Origin of the sequence: Micromonospora sp. NBC_00821 (genome assembly GCF_036347035.1) — a bacterium.
In the GTDB taxonomy this organism is placed as follows: Bacteria; Actinomycetota; Actinomycetes; order Mycobacteriales; family Micromonosporaceae; genus Micromonospora; species Micromonospora hortensis.
This window is the reverse complement of sequence record NZ_CP108880.1, coordinates 2,039,781-2,056,447: the sequence shown is the minus strand read 5'-3', so window position 1 is coordinate 2,056,447 and position 16,667 is coordinate 2,039,781. Positions and strand designations below refer to the sequence as shown.

Below are 16,667 nucleotides of genomic sequence, written 5' to 3'. Positions count from 1 at the left end.
AAGGGGGAGGACATCGTGTCCGACCTGCCCCTGATCCAAGCGGATCGCGCCGTGCCGCCGCCGGCCACGACCACCTCCACCGGTGGTCGTCGTCGGCGGCTACGGCTCCTGTCCCGCACCGACCGCGTGGTCATCACGCTGATGGTGCTCGTCCCGCTGCTGCTCGTCACCGGGTTCGTCTGGATGCCGGCGGCGGCCACCGTGCTGCTCTCCGGCACGAACTGGGACGGCATCGGCCCCCTCAACGAGATCGAGTTCGTCGGCGCTCGCAACTACAGCGACGTGGTGAACATCTACCCGCCGTTCGTGCCGGCGGTCCAGCACAACCTGCTCTGGCTGGCGGCGCTGTTCGTGGTCGCCACCCCGTTCGGCATGTTCCTGGCCGTGCTGTTGGACAAGGAGTTGCGCGGCAGCCGCTTCTACCAGACCGCGCTCTACCTGCCGGTGGTGCTCTCGCTGGCGCTGATCGGCTTCGTCTGGCAGCTGCTCTACTCCCGGGACCAAGGGCTGATCAACGCCGTCTTCGGCAGCAGCATCGACTGGTACGGCGACTCGAACGTCAACATCTGGGCGGTGATGGTCGCCTCCGGGTGGCGACACGTCGGGTACATCATGCTGCTCTACCTGGCCGGCCTGAAGGGCGTCGATCCGTCGCTGCGCGAGGCCGCCGCGGTCGACGGCGCCTCGGAGAGCCGGGCGTTCTTCCGGGTCGTGTTCCCGGTCATGCGGCCCATCAACATCATCGTGCTGGTGGTGACAGTGATCGAGTCGCTGCGCGCGTTCGACCTGGTTTGGGTAGTCAACAAGGGCCGCAACGGGCTGGAGCTGATCTCCGCGCTGGTCACCCAGAACGTGGTGGGTGAGGCGAGCCGGATCGGCTTCGGCTCGGCACTGGCAACGATCATGCTGGTCGTCTCGCTGGTCTTCATCACCATCTACCTGGCGACCGTGATGAGGGAGAACCGGGAATGAGGGTGGACACTCCGGTTCGTCGGCGCAAGCTGACCCCGTTACGGATCCTGCTGCACGGCTTCCTCATCGTCGTCTCGCTGGCCTGGCTCTTCCCGATCGCCTGGGCGGTGCTGACCTCCCTGCGCTCGTACGACTACACCGCAGCGAACGGCTACGTCTCGTTCGGCGGCTGGACCTTCGACAACTACGTCACCGCCTGGCGGACGGCGGAGTTCGGGCAGCACTTCCTCAACTCGGTGTACATCACCGTGCCGGCGGTGCTGCTGACCCTCTTCCTCGCCTCCTGCGTGGCGTTCGTCATCGCCCGGTTCAGTTGGAAGCTCAACCTCGTCCTGCTCGGGATCTTCACAGCGGCCAACCTGCTGCCCCAGCAGGCGCTGCTCATCCCGCTGTTCCGGCTGTTCACCGAGGTACCGCTGCCGGAGTTCATGAGTGACTCGGAGCTGCTCTACGACAGCTACTGGGGCCTGATCCTGATCAACGTGGCCTTCCAGTGCGGCTTCTGTGTCTTCGTGCTCAGCAACTACATGAAGGCGCTGCCCCGTGACCTGTACGAGGCGGCGATGGTCGACGGGGCGAGCATCTGGCGACAGTACTGGCAGGTCACCATGCCGCTGTGCCGGCCGGCCCTGGCCGCGCTGGCGACGTTGGAGGTGACCTGGATCTACAACGAGTTCTTCTGGGCCACCGTCCTCATGCGTACCGGCGACAAGTTCCCGGTGACCAGTTCGCTCAACAACCTGCGCGGTGAGTTCTTCACCGACAACAACCTGGTCTCGGCGGGCAGCGTGCTCGTCGCGATCCCCACCCTGGTGATCTTCTTTATGCTCCAGCGGCACTTCGTTCGGGGCCTGACCTTGGGAGCCTCCAAAGGATGACCATCCTGCACCTGCGCCGCGCGCGGACCAGCCTGGTGCTCGACGCGCGCGGCCCGGGGCTGCCCCGGGTCGTGCACTGGGGTGGCGACGTCGGCGACCTCGACGACGACGGCCTGCGCCAGCTCACCGACGCGACAGTACCGCCGGTGGTGCCGAGCAGCTTCGACGAGCCGACAGTGCTGTCAGTGCTGCCGGAGGCGAGCGCCGGCTGGAGTGGACGGCCCGGCCTGGCCGGGCACCGCGACGGGGCCGACTGGTCCACGGCGTTCCGGTTGGACGGTCTCGACGTCGACCAGCCCGCCGACGGTCCGGCGCGGGTGACCGTCCGGGCGTCGGACCCGGCCGCCGCGCTGACAGTGACCATCGAGATCACGCTCGACCCGTACGGCCTGCTGACCGTTCGGCACCGCCTGCGTAACGACGGCGACAGCGCGTACGAGCTGCGGGAGCTGACGCCGGTGCTGCCGGTGCCGGCGGTCGCCACCGAACTGCTCGATCTGACCGGCCGGTGGTGTCGGGAACGGTCCCCGCAGCGGCACCCGTGGCAGCACGGCGCCTGGGTCCGCGAGGGCCGGCACGGCCGCACCGGGCACGACGCCACTCTGCTGCTGGTGGCCGGCACCGCCGGGTTCGGCTTCGGCCACGGCGAGGTCTGGGCGGTGCACACCGCCTGGAGCGGCGACCACGTCACCTTCGCCGAACGTCGACCCACCGGCGAGTCCACCCTCGGTGGCGGCGAGCTGCTGGCCCCCGGCGAGATCCGGCTCGGCCCCGGCGAGTCGTACGAGTCTCCCCTGCTCTACGCGGTCTGGTCCGACGCCGGGCTGGACGGGCTCAGCGACGTGCTGCACACCCACCTGCGGGCCCGCCCCGGGCATCCGCGCTCCCCCCGCCCGGTGACCCTCAACGTCTGGGAGGCGGTCTACTTCGACCACGACCTGGACCGGCTGCGGGCGCTCGCCGACCGGGCCGCGCAGATCGGCGTGGAGCGGTTCGTGCTCGACGACGGCTGGTTCCGGGGCCGGCGCGACGACACCGCCGGGCTCGGCGACTGGTACGTCGACGACGGCGTCTGGCCGGACGGCCTGCAACCGCTGATCGAGCACGTCACCGGCCAGGGCCTCCAGTTCGGCCTCTGGGTCGAGCCGGAGATGGTCAACCCCGACTCGGACGTGTTCCGCGCGCACCCCGACTGGGTGCTCGCCGTGCCGGGGCGGCTACCGCCGGCCTGGCGTCACCAGCAGGTGCTCGACCTGGGCCGCCCCGAGGCGTACGACTACGTGCTGGAACGTCTCGACACGCTGCTCACCGACCACCCCGGCATCCGGTACCTCAAGTGGGACCAGAACCGCGACCTCACCGAGGCCGGACACCATGGCCGCCCCGGGGTGCATGGGCAGACAGTGGCGGTCTACCGGCTGTTCGACGAGCTGCGCGGTCGGCACCCGGGTGTGGAGATCGAGAGCTGCTCGTCCGGCGGGGCCCGGGTGGACCTGGCCATCCTGGCGCGCACCGACCGGGTCTGGGCCAGCGACTGCAACGACGCCCTGGAGCGGCTCAGCATCCAGCGCTGGACGGGGCTGTTGCTGCCACCGGAGCTGATCGGCACCCACGTCGGTCCGGAGCGCTCGCACACCACCAACCGCGTACACGACCTGGGTTTCCGGGCGGCGACGGCGCTCTTCGGCCACCACGGCATCGAGTGGGACATCGCGTCGATCAGCGCCGCCGAGCAGACCGAGCTGGCCGCCTGGGTGGCGCTGCACAAGCGGCTTCGCCCGCTGCTGCACGCTGGTCGGGTGGTCCGGGTCGACCACCCGGACCCGGCCGTCTGGGCGCACGGCGTGGTCGATCACGACAACACCCGAGCGGTGTACGCGGTGGCCCGGCTGGCCACCTCGGTGACGCAGGTGCCCGGCGCGGTGCGGCTGCCCGGCCTCGACCCGGGCCGGCGGTACCGGGTGCGATCGGTGTCGGGCGTACCGGCCCCGGCGAGCATCGGCCTGTCCCCGCCCACCTGGCTGGCGGGTGGTCTCACCCTCAGCGGGGCGGCGCTGGCCCGCGTGGGTGTGCAGCTGCCCGCGCTGCACCCGGAGCAGAGCCTGGTGCTGGAGGTCGACGCCGTCGACTGAAAAGATTCTGGAGAATCCTCGGCCGGGGTGTCGAGAACGGCCGGGCCTGCTTCTACCTCACTGTGAGAGCACCGACGACGGTGCGCAGGCGTGAGGAGCCAACCATGAAGTACATGCTGCTGATGCAGTTCAGCGCCACCGGGACCGACTTCCCGAGCATCGACACCTGGACCCAGGACGAGGTCCGGGCGCACGTCGCGTTCATGGGCGAGGTCAACGCCAAGCTCACCGCCGCCGGCGAGTGGGTCGACGGGCAGGGCCTCGGCGGCCCGCAGCAGGCCCGGATCGTCCGCGCCGGTGAGGGCGGGGCGCCGGTGGTCACCGAGGGGCCGTTCGCCGAGACGAAGGAGTTCCTGGCCGGCTTCTGGATCGTCGACTGCGAGAGCCCGCAGCGGGCCGTGGAGCTGGCCGCGCAGATCTCCACGGCGCCCGGCCCCGGCGGCCGACCGCTGAACATGCCGATCGAGGTGCACCCGGTGATGTCCGCCCCGGCACAGGAGCTGTGAGGGCTGAACACCGATCCCCGCATCGAGGACCTGCTGCGCGAGTTGGCGCCGCAGGTCCTCGGCGTGCTCAGCCGTCGCTTCGGTGACTTCGCCACAGCGGAGGACGCTGTGCAGGAGGCACTGCTGGGCGCCGCCACCCAGTGGCCGACCGAGGGGCTACCGGCGAACCCCCGTGGCTGGCTGATCCAGGTCGGCTACCGACGGATGATCGAGCTGGTCCGTGGTGAGCAGGCCAGACGCCGCCGGGAGGACCTGGTCGCCCGCCAGGATCCGGACGACCAGCGGTACGCGTCGGCCCCGGACGAGGAGTTGACCGCCGAGCGGGACGACACGCTGGTCCTGCTCTTCCTCTGCTGCCACCCGGCGCTCGTACCGACGGCGGCGGTGGCACTGACCCTGCGCGCCGTCGGTGGGTTGAGCACCGCCGAGATCGCCCGCGCGTTCCTGGTACCCGAGGCGACGATGGCGCAGCGGATCAGCCGGGCCAAGCAGCGCATCCGGGCGTCCGGGCTGCCGTTCCGGATGCCCGAGCCGGCGGAGCGGGCGGACCGGTTGGTCGCCGTACGACAGGTGCTCTACCTGGTCTTCACCGAGGGACACACCAGCACCACCGGCCCGGACCTGCGCCGCGTCGACCTCGCGGCGGAGGCGATCCGGCTGACCCGCGCGCTGCACACGCTGCTGCCGAACGACAGCGAATCGGCCGGACTGCTGGCGTTGATGCTGCTCACCGAGGCACGCGGGCCGGCGCGGACCGGGCCCTCCGGTGAGCTGATCTCACTGGCCGATCAGGACCGCAGCCGCTGGGACGCGACGGCGATCGCCGAGGGCGTCGCCCTGGTCACCCGGGCCCTGCCACGCGGGCCGGTCGGTCCGTACCAGATACAGGCCGCCATCGCCGCCCTGCACGACGAGGCACCGAGCACCGAGCAGACCGACTGGTCGCAGATCCTGGCGCTCTACGAGGTGCTGGAACGCCTGGTCGGCAGCCCGGTGGTGGCCCTCAACCGGGCCGTGGCGACGGCCATGGTGCACGGACCAGCCGCCGGCCTGGCCGCCCTCGACGCGTTGGCCCACAACCCGCAGTTGGCCGGACACCACCGGCTGACCGCCGCCCGCGCCCACCTGCACGAGATGGCCGGTGACCAGGCCCAGGCGATCGTCGACTACCGCGTCGCCGCCGCCCGCACGAGCAGCCGCCCCGAGCAGCTCTACCTGACCATGCGAGCTGCCCGACTGGCCGCCGAGCCCGTAGATCTCCCGTGACAAAGAGATCAACTGGTAGTCCCGCGCGGCGCGACCCCGGCAGCTTCGCCCGCCATAGCGGGCAATCTTGGACACTTTCCGTCAGCGCGGAACGGAAAGTGTCCAAGATCTACCCTGCCAGCCCCACTCCGACGCCTCTACCGGGGCGACCGCGCGCGGAACCGGCGGCACGGCCGAGGGCGGCGGTACTGCCCGCAGCGGCGGCGCGCGTGTGTCGGTGGGTGGTGGGTGGGTGTGTGTGTGTTCTGGGCCCTTTGGAGCTGATGCTGTAAACGATTCATCCACCAGGCCGGGTGCCGGGCGCGGAGCGCGGAGCGCGGGGCGCGGGGCGCGGAGCGCGGGGCGCGGGGCGCGGGGCGCGGGGCGCGGGGCGCGGGGCCAATCCGATGACGAAGTCTGATTCGTCGATGGGGATCTGCGTCGTTGGCGAAGGCTGATCCGTCGCCACGACCGATTCGTTTGTGACATCAGCTCCAAAGGCGTTCTGTGACAGAGGCCGAGGTCGTACGGACGCCACTTGACGGCCGCAGGGACGCCGCGCGACGGGTCGACTCGACGTCGATCGGACGTGGGCGGGCCGGCCGGGCGGGGGCAGCGCCGGCACTAGCCTGTGTGGCGACGGGCTTCATCGACCACGAAGGACCGAGGGGACGCATGGCGTACGTGCTGCTGGGGATCGCCATCCTCGCCGAGGTGGTGGCTACCAGCCTGATCAAGAGCACCGCCGGCTTCAGTCGGCTCTGGCCGACGGTGGCGTGTCTCGGCGGCTATGCGCTGGCGTTCCTCCTGCTGGCCCAGGCCGTCAAGGAGATCCCCGTGGGGGTGGCGTACGCGCTCTGGTCGGGTCTGGGCACCGCGGCCATCGTGGCGATCGGGGCGGTGTTCCTGGGTGAGTCGGTGGGGCTCGCCAAGCTCACCGGCATCGCACTGATCATCGCCGGGGTGGTCATCGTGAACCTGGCCGGGGAGCACTGAGCACTACGGTCTCCGGTGGCCGGGTCTGGCGCGGACCCGGCCACCGGTCCGACGGTCAGCTCGCCGTGCAGCTCACCACCGGCGGGCTGTTGGTGCCGGTCCAACTGCCGAGGAAGCCGAAGCTGGCGCTGGCGCCGGCGGCCAGCCGTCCGTTGTAGTCCGTGTTGCGGGCGGTCACCGTGGTTCCGCTGCTGGTGAGGGCCACATTCCAGGACTGGGTGACGCGCTGGCCGTTGGCGAAGGTCCACCCGGCGGTCCAGCCGGTGATCGCCCTCGCGCCGGCGGTCACCCGTACCTCACCCTGGAAGCCACCCTGCCACTGGTTGGTCACCGTGTACGTCGCCGTGCAGCCACCGTTCGGCGGAGGCGTCGTCGGTGGCGGCGTGGTCGGCGGTGGGGTCGTCGGCGGGGGCGTCGTCGGGGGTGGCGTGGTCGGCGGTGGGGTGCCGCCGAAGACGCTGGCCTCGCGGGCGGTCTGCCGGATGCCGTTGACTCCGTTGAAGAGGCGCTGTCCCCAGTCGGTCAAGCTCGCCGGATTGAAGTTGGTGGCCAGGTCGAGATACTCGACGCCGCCGCCGTTGCCGCTCCACGACCAGCCCAGCCAGCCGATCCCGTTGGCCTGGCTGTACGCGAGGATGGCGTCCTCGTCCGGGTTGCCGTCGGAGTGGTTGAAGCCGAACTCACCGACCACGATGGGTAGCCCGGCAGCGCGGAACCGGCCCAGATAGTCGCTGATCTCCGCGGCGGTGTCGAACACCCCGTACATGTGGATGGAGAACACGGTGTTGCGGGCCGGGTCCGCGGCGAAGACCGACGCGGCGTTGTCGCGCATGGTGAACGACCAGTCCTGCCCCCAGTTCGGCGCGTCCACCATGATCGTGTGGGTCAGTCCGCCGGCCCGCAGGCGCTTGATGGCATTGGCGCTGTCGGTGGCCCACGAGGCGTAGTTCTGGTTGCCGTATGGCTCGTTGCCGATGTTGACGATGACGTACCTCTCCTGGCCGGCGAGGACGTCGGCGAGGCTGAGCCAGTAGTCGACGGCGCGGTCGAGGGTGATCGCGCCGCTCTGCTCGCCGTACCCGGTGGTGTCGTGCACCTCCAGCACGCAGATCAGCCGGTTGGCCTTGCAGAGCGAGATGACGTTGGCGACGTCGGCGTTGGTGTTGCGGGTCCACCGGTCGCCGCTGGACAGCACCACCCGCACGGTGTTCGCGCCGAGCGCCTTCACGTCGGCGAACGAACTGGTCTGCTGCGGGTACCAGGTGTGCGCGTGGTTGACGCCGCGCATGATGAATTCGGCACCATTGGCGTCGTACAACTTGCCGCCTGCGACGGAGAAACCAGCCGCGGCGTGCGCCGGCTGGCCGAACGCCAGCACTGTGACGAGCAACGCGAGCAGTGTCGCGCCGGCGGCGGAGAGTCGAGTCTTCATGGCCTTCCTCAGGGAGGACCCCCGGTGCCCGACAGGGGTGGGGACGTGACAGGGGAAGGCGGCTGCAGCCCGGCAGCCGCGCGCGGCTCCCGGCGCAGGCATCAGCGTAGGACGATGGATTGGTCCTCGCAACCGGTTCAGTTGACGGGCCCGCGGCCCGGACAGCCGTAACGGCCCACGCGGACGCGGGCCGTCACGGGGCGGTCATCCCCACCACAGGATGTGTCGCCATGCCCGGCTCTTAACCGGTTAAGAGCGACGGTAGGCAGGAGGCTGGGATCCGTCAAGCACGAGGACAGCCGAACCGGACGGGAGGGTTGACCGGCGTGCACCGGGGTATCCCGGGAACGATCCGTCAGCGAGAGGGGATACCAGGATGGTCAGCGTCGGCTACACCCTGATGAGCGAGCAGGCCGGGCCCAAGCAACTGGTGGACCATGCGGTACGCGCCGAGGCGGCTGGCTTCGACCAACTGGTGATGTCCGACCACTACTACCCCTGGCTGGACTCCCAGGGCCACTCCCCGTACGCCTGGTCGGTGCTCGGCGCGGTCGCCCACGCCACCTCCCGCGCGGAGCTGATGTCGTTCGTGACCTGCCCGATCCGCCGCTACCACCCGGCCGTGGTCGCGCAGAAGGCCAGCACCATCGGCGCGCTCTCGGACGGCCGTTTCACCCTCGGCCTGGGCGCCGGGGAGAACCTGAACGAGCACGTGGTCGGCGGCTGGCCGCACGTCCAGCAGCGGCACGAGATGTTCGAGGAGGCGTTGCAGATCATCCGGCCGTTGCTCAACGGGGAGACGCTGACCTTCTCCGGCAACCACTTCGACGTGCCCGACGCCTACGTCTGGGACCGCCCGGAACGGCCGGTGCCGATGGCCATCGCCGCGTCCGGTCGACAGTCCGCGACGCTGGCCGCCGAGTACGGCAACGGCCTCATCTCCACCGAACCCGACCGGCACATCATCGAGATGTACGACGACGCCGGGGGCGCCGGCCAGCCCCGCTACGGCCAGGTGGCCATCTGCTACGGCCCCGACGAGGCGGAGTGCCGCAAGATCGTGCATGACCAGTTCCGCTGGTTCGGAATGGGTTGGAAGGTCAATGCCGACCTGCCCGGTCCGGATTCCTTCGCCGCCGCCACCCAGTTCGTCCGCGAGGAGGACGTCGCCGAGGGAATCTCCTGCGGTCCGGACGTGGACGCGCACGTCGAGGCGTTCCGCACGTTCGTCGACGCCGGCTTCACCCACGTGGCGATCATCCAGGTGGGTGGGGAGAGCCAGCCGATGTTCCTGGACTGGGCGCAGGAGCAACTGCTGCCCCGGCTGCGCGAGCTGTGAACCGAGGTGCGGCACCTCGACCGCCCGGGTCGACAGGCCGCAGCGCCGTCGGCGGTTTCGGGCCGGCCGAGCTGCGGCTCGCCATGGCCGCTCCCCGGGCGGCCGGCGGGCTGACCAGCGAGTGGCGGGTCGTCGACGGACTGCGCACCCACACCCGCCGCAGCGCCGACCCGGGGACCGGGGCGCCACCCGTGGTGCTCGTGCACGGCCTGGCGGTCTCGCACCGCTATCTCACCCCGCTGGCCGTCGCGCTCGCCGCCACCCATCAGGTGTACGTGCCGGACCTGCCCGGCTTCGGGCTCAGCGAACACCCCCAGGGCGCGTACGACGTCCGCCGGCACGCCGACCACCTGGCCGCCTGGCTGGCCGCGTACCAGTTGCCGCCGGTCTGCCTGCTGGGGCACTCGTTCGGCGCGGAGGTGGCCGCCGCGGTCGCCGCGACCCACCCCGACGCCGTACGCGCGCTGGTGCTGGCCGGGCCGACCAGCGACCCGGCGGCCCGGTCCCGACGGGACCAGTTCGGTCGTTGGCTGGTGGACAGCCTGCGCGAGGCGCCGCTACAGGCCCCGATCCTGGTGCGGGACGTCTGGAACGCCAGGCCCTGGCGGGTCCTCGCCACGCTGTCGCACTCGGTGCGCAACGCCATCGAGGCGGACCTCGTCCGGGTCAGCGCGCCGACCGTCGTCGTGACCGGCGACCGCGACCCGGTCGTGCCGCAACGGTGGCGGGACGAAGCGACGCGGCTGGTGCCGAAGGCGGCCCTGGTGGTCGTTCCCGGTGCCGCGCACAACGTGGTCACTACCACCCCGACGGCCGTCGCGGACGTGATCCGGCACCTGCTCGCCCCTCATCCCGCACTCACGGACAGGTGAACGTCATGCGCTTCGGCAACACGGAGATCCGCCCGCTCGGCGGGGGCCTCGGCTGCCTCCTGATGATCCTCTTCTCGATCGTGGCGTCGGTGGTGCTGACCATCCTGCTGAATCTGGTGCTCTGAGCCCCGCACGTCTCAACGGCGCAGGCCCAGGCCTTCGAGCACCTCCCGGACAGCCAGCCGGGCCGGGTCGAGCACCGAACGGCGGGCCCAGCGGGCCGCAGGCGCGACGGTGGCCCGCCACAGCCAGCGCAAGCCTCGCCCGAGTGGGCGCAGCAGTAGCCGGTGAAGCAGTCGCAGCACCCGTCCGGCCGTCCGCCACGCGCCGACCACCGCGGCGGCGACCAGCCGACCGACAGGCGTGAGCACAGCGCCCACCCAGTACAGCGGCCACAGGACCAGGTACTTGGCCAGCCAGATCAGCACGCGCCCCAGAACCACGAGGGCCGGGCGCAGCCCATGACGGGTCAACCAGACCAGCACGGGCCAGATCACCATGCGGGCGACCCACACCAGTGGGAGCCACAGCAGATGCCGGACGCACCAGACCAGCGGAAGCCAGACCAGCCGGTGCAGCACCCAGGCCAGCGGGGCCAGCAGCCAGCGGCGCAGGAACCGGCCCGTCGGGCGGAACAGGTACCGGTGCAGCAGTCGGCCGGCAGCCACGATCAGCTCCCAGAGCAGGCGTACCGGCAGCACCACGACCAGCGCCACACCACGCGCGACGGCCGCGACGAGCGGAGGCGCGACGGCGGCCGGCCGCGCCGTGCCCGAGACCGTTGAGTCGGCGGCCGAGCGAGCCCTCGCCGACGCGACCCGGTGATCGTTCGGCGGACCGGGCAGCGGTGAACGGAGGGTGCGGCGGTCGGTCACTGTGGCACGGTAATCGATGCGCGCCACGGCCCTGGGTGGCACCGGCAGCGCGAGCCGACGGATGGCGTCAGCCGGGAGACAACTCCAGCGTGGCGAGCAGCGGATAGTGGTCGGAGGCGGTGGCCGCCGCGCCGTCGCGGATCACGCGACAGCCGTGCGTGCGCCGCGCCACCGCCGGGCTGCCGAGCAGGTAGTCGAGCCTCATCCCGGCGAACTCGGCCCCGCCGAGCCGGGTGGGCACGGTGTGGCCGGCGGCCTCCGGTGCGCCGACGTTGCCCGCCGGCCAGAGGTCGACGAGGCCGGCCGCGAGCAGCCGGGCGATAGCGCGGGTGTCCACGGCGCCGCCGGAGCGACGCAGGTGCCGCCGCCGGTAGAGGGTGGGCATGCCGGCCAGCCGGGCGGTGTGGTCGACGGTCGGGTCGAGCGAGTTGAGGTCACCGGTGACCAGCGTCAGCTGCCCCCGGTCGCGGCGCATCGCGGCGACCAACCAGTCGACCTCCATCCGCCGCCGACCCCCGGAGTACGGGTAGAGGTGGGTCCCCAGCACCGTGAACGGGCCGGCGGACGTGGCCACCACGACGCGGGCGGCGGCGTGGTGGAACGGGCGGCGCACCGACCCCGCGTCGACGACCCGGTACGGGGGCCGGACCAGCACTGCCACCGGCTGCCCGAAGCAGGACCGGGCCAGGTGAGGAATCATCCCCACCCGGCCCGCCACGCTGGCCATCAGCCCGTCCCGGTCGAAGCCGCGCAACTCCTGCAGGGCCAGCACGTCCGGTGCCTGATCGTCGACGAGCTGGACCACCTGATCCAGCCGGTCGAGGCCGCCGCGATCCCGGCCGCCGGTGCGGATGTTCCAGGTCATCACCCGCAGCACGACGGCGACGCCTAGTCGGCTCGGCCGGCCCGCGCCAGCTCGTCGTCGAGGCTGTCCACGTCCTCCGACTCGATGGCCGGTCGGTTGCCTTCCTTCAGGTCCTCGTTGGGGCGGATCACCAGGTAGAGCAACCCGATCCAGAGCGCGGAGAGCAGGATCGCGCCCATGAAGTCGGTCGGGTGGTGCATCCCCCGGTACATCCGGGAGGTGGCCACCCCGACCGGCATGAGCACTGCCAGCCCCACGAAGATCCAACGCCACCACCGGTCGGTACGCGGGAACACGACGAGGGTGATCGCCAGCCAGACGCAGATCGTGGCCGCGATGTGCCCGGACGGGAACGACGAGGTGGGCATCTGCCCGTCCAGGTTCTCCACCGGCGGACGCGGCCTGTCGATCGCGCGGGCCGACGCGAGGAAGAGGGTCAACTCCCCCACCATCGCCAGCGCCACGAAGAGCACCGGGCGCCAGCGCCGCCACACCGCCAGCACCAGCGGGCAGAACACCAGCGAGATCAGCAGGATGGCGTGGGTGTCACCGAACTTGCTCCACCACCAGCTCACGTCGGTCAGCACCTCGGTGTGCCGCTCGGCGAACCACTGCGGCACCCTCGTGTCGAGGGTGTCGAAGAAGGTGCCCTTGGCGTGGTAGCTGACGTACGTGCCGAAGCCGTACAGCGCCCCGAACACGATCACCCAGCCGACCAGCAGCTCGGCCACCGCCGAGCGGGGATGGGCCAGCACGTGTTCCTCGGCCGGGGCGGGGGCGATGTCGTGCCCCGCCTCCGGCTCCAGGCCCTCGGTCAGCGGCGGCACCGGCCGCCCCCGCTCCCGGCGCCACAGTCGGAAGGCGTACGCGGTGACGCCCAGCCAGGCGGCCCCGAGCAGCCAGGCGGCCAGCACGTCGGAGACGAAGTGCACGCCCAGCGCGATCCGGGTCAGCCCGACCAGTGCCACCAGCACACCGACGCCGACGATGGCCGGCTTACGCCAGCGGGGCGCCATCGCCGGCAGGAACACCAGCAGCAGCGCTCCGTACGCGACGAACGAGCCGAGCGCGTGCCCGCTCGGGAAGCTGTTGCCGGGCGCGCTGGCGATCGGCACGTCCACGACCGGGCGGAGCCGGCCGACAAGCGTCTTCAGTGATGGGTCGAGGATCAGGCCACCGACCCCCGTGATGATCAGGTAGACGGCGAGTCGGGGCTGCCGCCGGATCAGCAGCCCGACCACGGCGATCGTGACCAGCCAGATGAGGATCGGCCGGCCGCCCAGGTCCGTGACCGCCTGGAGCACTGTGACCAGCGCGTGGTGCGGGGCGACGAGCCCGTTGAACCACTCGGCGAGCCCGTGGTCGACATCCTGCAACGGGCTCCACCGCACCCGGACGAGCAACAACAGCAGCCCGAAGGCCACCCCGGCACCGGTGACGGCCACCAGACCGGCAATGCTCCGTTCGGCGAAATGACCGATCGGACGGTGCGCCACCTCTTTGACCGCGGTCACCCCGCACCTCCCTTGTCGACTCTGGCGAGGCGCTTTACCCGATCCGCGTCCGTCGTACACGCCGGTGCCGCTAGAGCGCCGACATGTCCCCGGTGTCGTACAGCTCGGCGCGGTCCGGGTCGGGCTCCCACAGATCCGGTTGGGCGGGCTCCCGCGCACCGATGCGCAGCGCCTCCAGTTGGGCGGCGAAGGACAGCCCGCCGAAGAGCGCCATCCCGGTCAGGTTGGCCCAGAGCAGCAGCGCCATCATGCCGGTCAGGGCGCCGTAGGTCTGCCCGAAACCGTCGCTGAACCGCACGTACGCGGCGAGCAGCAGGCTGGCCAGCCACCACAGCGCCGTGGCGATGCCGGCGCCGAACAGCAGCCAGGACAGGCCGGGCTGGTTGCGGCGCGGCGCGTGTCGGAACAGCACGGCGACGGCGACGACGGTCAGCCCGAGGCTCAGCGGGAAGCGGATCACGTCCCAGATGCCGTTGGCGAGTTCGCCCCACTCGTAGTGTTCGCGGACCGAGTCGCCCATCGCGCCGCCGCCGACCAGGATCAGGAAGCCGGCGAGCGCGGGCAGGCCGGCGGTGACGGCCAGCACGGCGGCCCGGAGGTACTTGCGCAGCGCCGGGCGGTCCCGTTCGACGCCGTAGATGCGGTTGGCGCCCCGCTCGATCTGGGCCATCGTGGTGGTGAGCGCGAACAGGCCGGTGAGCAGACCGAGGGTGAGCGCCAGCTCCCCCGCGTCCTCGACGCGTTCGCCATCGCCGAGCAGCTCGCCGACCATCTGCGAACTCTGGCCGGGGGTGAGCGCCAGGACGGTGTCGGCGACCACCCGGCCGCCCTCCTCGACGCCCAGCTCGCTGATCAGGCCGGTGAGGGCGATCAGGAACGGCACCACGGCGAGGCAGAGTTGCAGCGCGAAGGCCCGGGAGTGGCTGAACCCGTCGCCGTAGCGGAACCGGATGAACGCGTCCCGCAGCAGGTGCCAGCCACCCTGCCCGCGCAGTGTGTGCCAGGCGTCGTCGGCGGACAGCTCCTCGTCGGCCATCAGCCGGGTCTCCGGCACGATCCGGGTACTACTCACTGCGGGCTTCCTCGATCAGCTGCTCGCCCCGCTCCCCGGCACCTTGCGCGTCGACGGCCAGGTCGGGGGCGTCCTCGGGCTGGGGGACGCAGAGCCAGAGCGCCTGCGGCCGAACCTCGGCCCGCAACTGCCGGCCCGGGGAGATCAGGTCGCCGTCCAACTCCCGAGGTTGCGCCCGGTTGCTGGTGACCACCACCCGCCGGCCCCGGAAGATCTCGAGCTGCGGCACCTGGCCGCTGCGGCGGATCACCGCCCAGCCGAGCGCGAGCCAGTGCCGCAGGTTGCGCGGGGTGAGCACGGCGACGTCGAGCCAGCCGTCGTCCGGCTCGGCCTCGGTCAGCAGGGTCACGCCGCCCTGCAGCCGGCCGACGTTGGCGATCAGGACCGAACGGGCCCGACGGCGCACCGGCGGCCGGTCGTCGATGCGGATCTGCACCCGCATCGGCCGGTCCCGGAGGTGGCGGGCGGCACCCATCACGTACGCGGGCCAGCCGATGCGGGCCTTGGTGGTCTCGTTGGTGGCTTCGAGCATCTGGGCGTCGAAGCCCATGCCGGCCATCACCGTGAAGTACTTGTCCTCGACAGCGCCGACGTCGAGCAGTCGTCGGCCGCGTTCGACGGCGACCTGCAACCCGGCGGCCAGGTCGGTGGAGAGCCCCAGGTTGGCGGCGAGCAGGTTGCCGGTGCCCTGCGGCAGCACGGCGAGGGCCACGTCGGTGCCGACCAACCCGCTGACGCAGGACATCACGGTGCCGTCGCCCCCGCAGGCGAAGACCAGGTCGACGCCGTCCTTGACGGCCTTCTCGGTCTGGCCGCGACCCGGATCGTCGACTGTCGTCTCGTACCACTGCGGCGCGGGCCAGCCGGCCGCGGTCAGGGCGTCGTCGACGGTCCGGCGCAACTCGTCGAGATCGTCGACCTTGACCGGGTTGACCACCACAGCGGAGCGCAACCCGCCGTCGCCGCCCGAGGGCCGCCTGTCCTGTCCAGCATCCACGGCGCCAGTGTGCAGCACCCGGACGCCTTCAGCGACCCGGCGACCGACGCGCGTCGGAAGTGCCACAGACAGGTTTCAACCCGGCCTCGCCCGTCAGGCCGCCGCCCGCAGGGCGAGCTCCACCCGTCGGCGCAGATCATCGAGGTCGACCCCGGACTCGGTGAGCACCAACGCGCCGAGCCCGTTGCCCTCCCTGAGCACCCCGAGCAGGATGTGCTCGGTGCCGATGTGGCGGTGGCGCAGGCGCAGGGCCTCCCGCAGGGACAGCTCCAGCGCCTTCTTCGAGCGGGGCGAGAACGGCCCGCCGAGGTACCGCTTCCGCCCCCAGCGGCGGCGTGGCGCCGGCACCGCCTCCCGTAGCGCGTCCGGGCCGAAGGACTGCTCGATGCGGGCCACGATCGCGGCCAGGTCGATGCCGATCTCCCGCAGCGCCGCGGCGTCCGCGTCGCCGAGGCCCGCGCCGCCGGTGACGGTGTGCCGGCGTACGCGTTCGCGCAGGTCGTCGGCGCGTACGCCAGCGTCGGCGAGCACCCGGCTGGCCAGCCCGGCGTCGTCGGCGAGCAGGGCGAGCAGGAGGTGCTCGGTGCCGACCGGCCGCTGGCCCTCGACCCGCGCCTCCTCCAGTGCCCGTTTCACCACGTCGCGCGCCCGGTCGGTGAACCGTTCGAACATCACGCCTCCCAGGATGAGTTGACCGCCGGTCGCCCGGCGTGCTTCTTGTGCACTGCCTGCCGGCTGACCTCGAGCGTGTCGGCGATCTCCTGCCAGGACCAGCCCTGTCGTCGGGCGTTGTCGACCTGGACCACCTCGAGCCGCTCAAGGAGCCGGCGTAGCGCGCGGACGGCACGCAACCCGACCCGGGGGTCGGTGCTGCCGGCTGCCGCCGCGAGTTCTGTCGCCTGACTCATGCCGTCAACATACGTTGACAACTGGTGGCTTGTCAACCCTGGTTGACGAGCGCCGGACGCGGCG

At 71.5% G+C, this 16,667-nt stretch carries 15 protein-coding genes and 2 pseudogenes; 8 read left to right on the top strand and 9 right to left on the bottom strand.

Annotation, left to right across the window (positions count from 1 at the left end; all coding sequences use genetic code 11):
- Positions 1-15: 15 nt before the first annotated feature.
- The 6 genes from OHB44_RS09530 to OHB44_RS09505 all read left to right on the top strand — a co-directional run bounded on the left by OHB44_RS09530 (position 16) and on the right by OHB44_RS09505 (position 6,729).
- Complete coding sequence (locus OHB44_RS09530; RefSeq protein ID WP_238686595.1) at positions 16-972, top strand: carbohydrate ABC transporter permease; 957 nt, start codon at positions 16-18, stop codon at positions 970-972.
- The gene (locus OHB44_RS09525; RefSeq protein WP_266303275.1) at positions 969-1,850 is read left to right on the top strand and encodes a carbohydrate ABC transporter permease; all 882 of its coding nucleotides are present in this window, start codon (positions 969-971) and stop codon (positions 1,848-1,850) included. Before OHB44_RS09530 ends, OHB44_RS09525 begins: the two co-directional genes overlap by 4 nt.
- The gene (locus OHB44_RS09520) at positions 1,847-3,982 is read left to right on the top strand and encodes an alpha-galactosidase (RefSeq protein ID WP_330440365.1); all 2,136 of its coding nucleotides are present in this window, start codon (positions 1,847-1,849) and stop codon (positions 3,980-3,982) included. Before OHB44_RS09525 ends, OHB44_RS09520 begins: the two co-directional genes overlap by 4 nt.
- Positions 3,983-4,086: 104 nt before the next feature.
- Positions 4,087-4,488: a YciI family protein gene (locus OHB44_RS09515; protein WP_238686598.1), complete on the top strand. Its 402-nt coding sequence runs from the start codon at positions 4,087-4,089 to the stop codon at positions 4,486-4,488.
- 63 nt (positions 4,489-4,551) lie between these two features.
- The gene (locus tag OHB44_RS09510) at positions 4,552-5,754 is read left to right on the top strand and encodes an RNA polymerase sigma factor (protein ID WP_442932660.1); all 1,203 of its coding nucleotides are present in this window, start codon (positions 4,552-4,554) and stop codon (positions 5,752-5,754) included.
- Between the two features lie 654 nt (positions 5,755-6,408).
- Entirely contained in the window at positions 6,409-6,729 is a 321-nt protein-coding gene (locus OHB44_RS09505) for a DMT family transporter (RefSeq protein ID WP_112585076.1), read from the top strand.
- Between the two features lie 55 nt (positions 6,730-6,784).
- On the opposite strand, the gene OHB44_RS09500 is transcribed toward OHB44_RS09505, so the two are convergent.
- Positions 6,785-8,161, bottom strand: coding sequence for a cellulase family glycosylhydrolase (locus OHB44_RS09500; protein ID WP_238683256.1), 1,377 nt, complete (start codon positions 8,159-8,161; stop codon positions 6,785-6,787).
- 376 nt (positions 8,162-8,537) lie between these two features.
- On the opposite strand from OHB44_RS09500, the gene OHB44_RS09495 reads away from it, so the two are divergent.
- Both OHB44_RS09495 and OHB44_RS09490 read left to right on the top strand, forming a co-directional pair.
- Positions 8,538-9,500, top strand: coding sequence for a TIGR03557 family F420-dependent LLM class oxidoreductase (locus OHB44_RS09495; RefSeq protein WP_238683257.1), 963 nt, complete (start codon positions 8,538-8,540; stop codon positions 9,498-9,500).
- Complete coding sequence (locus OHB44_RS09490) at positions 9,497-10,372, top strand: alpha/beta fold hydrolase (protein ID WP_330440364.1); 876 nt, start codon at positions 9,497-9,499, stop codon at positions 10,370-10,372. The genes OHB44_RS09495 and OHB44_RS09490 overlap by 4 nt, the downstream gene beginning before the upstream one ends.
- A gap of 137 nt (positions 10,373-10,509) precedes the next feature.
- Here the strand turns inward: OHB44_RS09490 and OHB44_RS09485 are convergent, their stop codons facing one another.
- The 8 genes and pseudogenes from OHB44_RS09485 to OHB44_RS09455 form a co-directional block, all read right to left on the bottom strand.
- The gene (locus tag OHB44_RS09485) at positions 10,510-11,247 is read right to left on the bottom strand and encodes a hypothetical protein (protein ID WP_330440363.1); all 738 of its coding nucleotides are present in this window, start codon (positions 11,245-11,247) and stop codon (positions 10,510-10,512) included.
- A 67-nt stretch (positions 11,248-11,314) separates the two neighbouring features.
- Positions 11,315-12,124: an endonuclease/exonuclease/phosphatase family protein gene (locus OHB44_RS09480; RefSeq protein WP_330440361.1), complete on the bottom strand. Its 810-nt coding sequence runs from the start codon at positions 12,122-12,124 to the stop codon at positions 11,315-11,317.
- An 11-nt stretch (positions 12,125-12,135) separates the two neighbouring features.
- Complete coding sequence (locus OHB44_RS09475; protein WP_266303281.1) at positions 12,136-13,626, bottom strand: phosphatase PAP2 family protein; 1,491 nt, start codon at positions 13,624-13,626, stop codon at positions 12,136-12,138.
- A 70-nt stretch (positions 13,627-13,696) separates the two neighbouring features.
- Complete coding sequence (locus OHB44_RS09470; protein WP_238683262.1) at positions 13,697-14,698, bottom strand: YihY/virulence factor BrkB family protein; 1,002 nt, start codon at positions 14,696-14,698, stop codon at positions 13,697-13,699.
- Positions 14,691-15,695, bottom strand: coding sequence for a diacylglycerol/lipid kinase family protein (locus tag OHB44_RS09465; protein WP_238683263.1), 1,005 nt, complete (start codon positions 15,693-15,695; stop codon positions 14,691-14,693). Before OHB44_RS09465 ends, OHB44_RS09470 begins: the two co-directional genes overlap by 8 nt.
- A gap of 120 nt (positions 15,696-15,815) precedes the next feature.
- A pseudogene (locus tag OHB44_RS33460) lies at positions 15,816-15,995 on the bottom strand (Clp protease N-terminal domain-containing protein); the annotation flags it as partial.
- A 189-nt stretch (positions 15,996-16,184) separates the two neighbouring features.
- Positions 16,185-16,367, bottom strand: a pseudogene (locus OHB44_RS33455) (Clp protease N-terminal domain-containing protein); the annotation flags it as partial.
- Entirely contained in the window at positions 16,367-16,603 is a 237-nt protein-coding gene (locus OHB44_RS09455; RefSeq protein WP_030336062.1) for an HTH domain-containing protein, read from the bottom strand. The pseudogene OHB44_RS33455 and the gene OHB44_RS09455, both read right to left, overlap by 1 nt.
- Positions 16,604-16,667 lie beyond the last annotated feature (64 nt).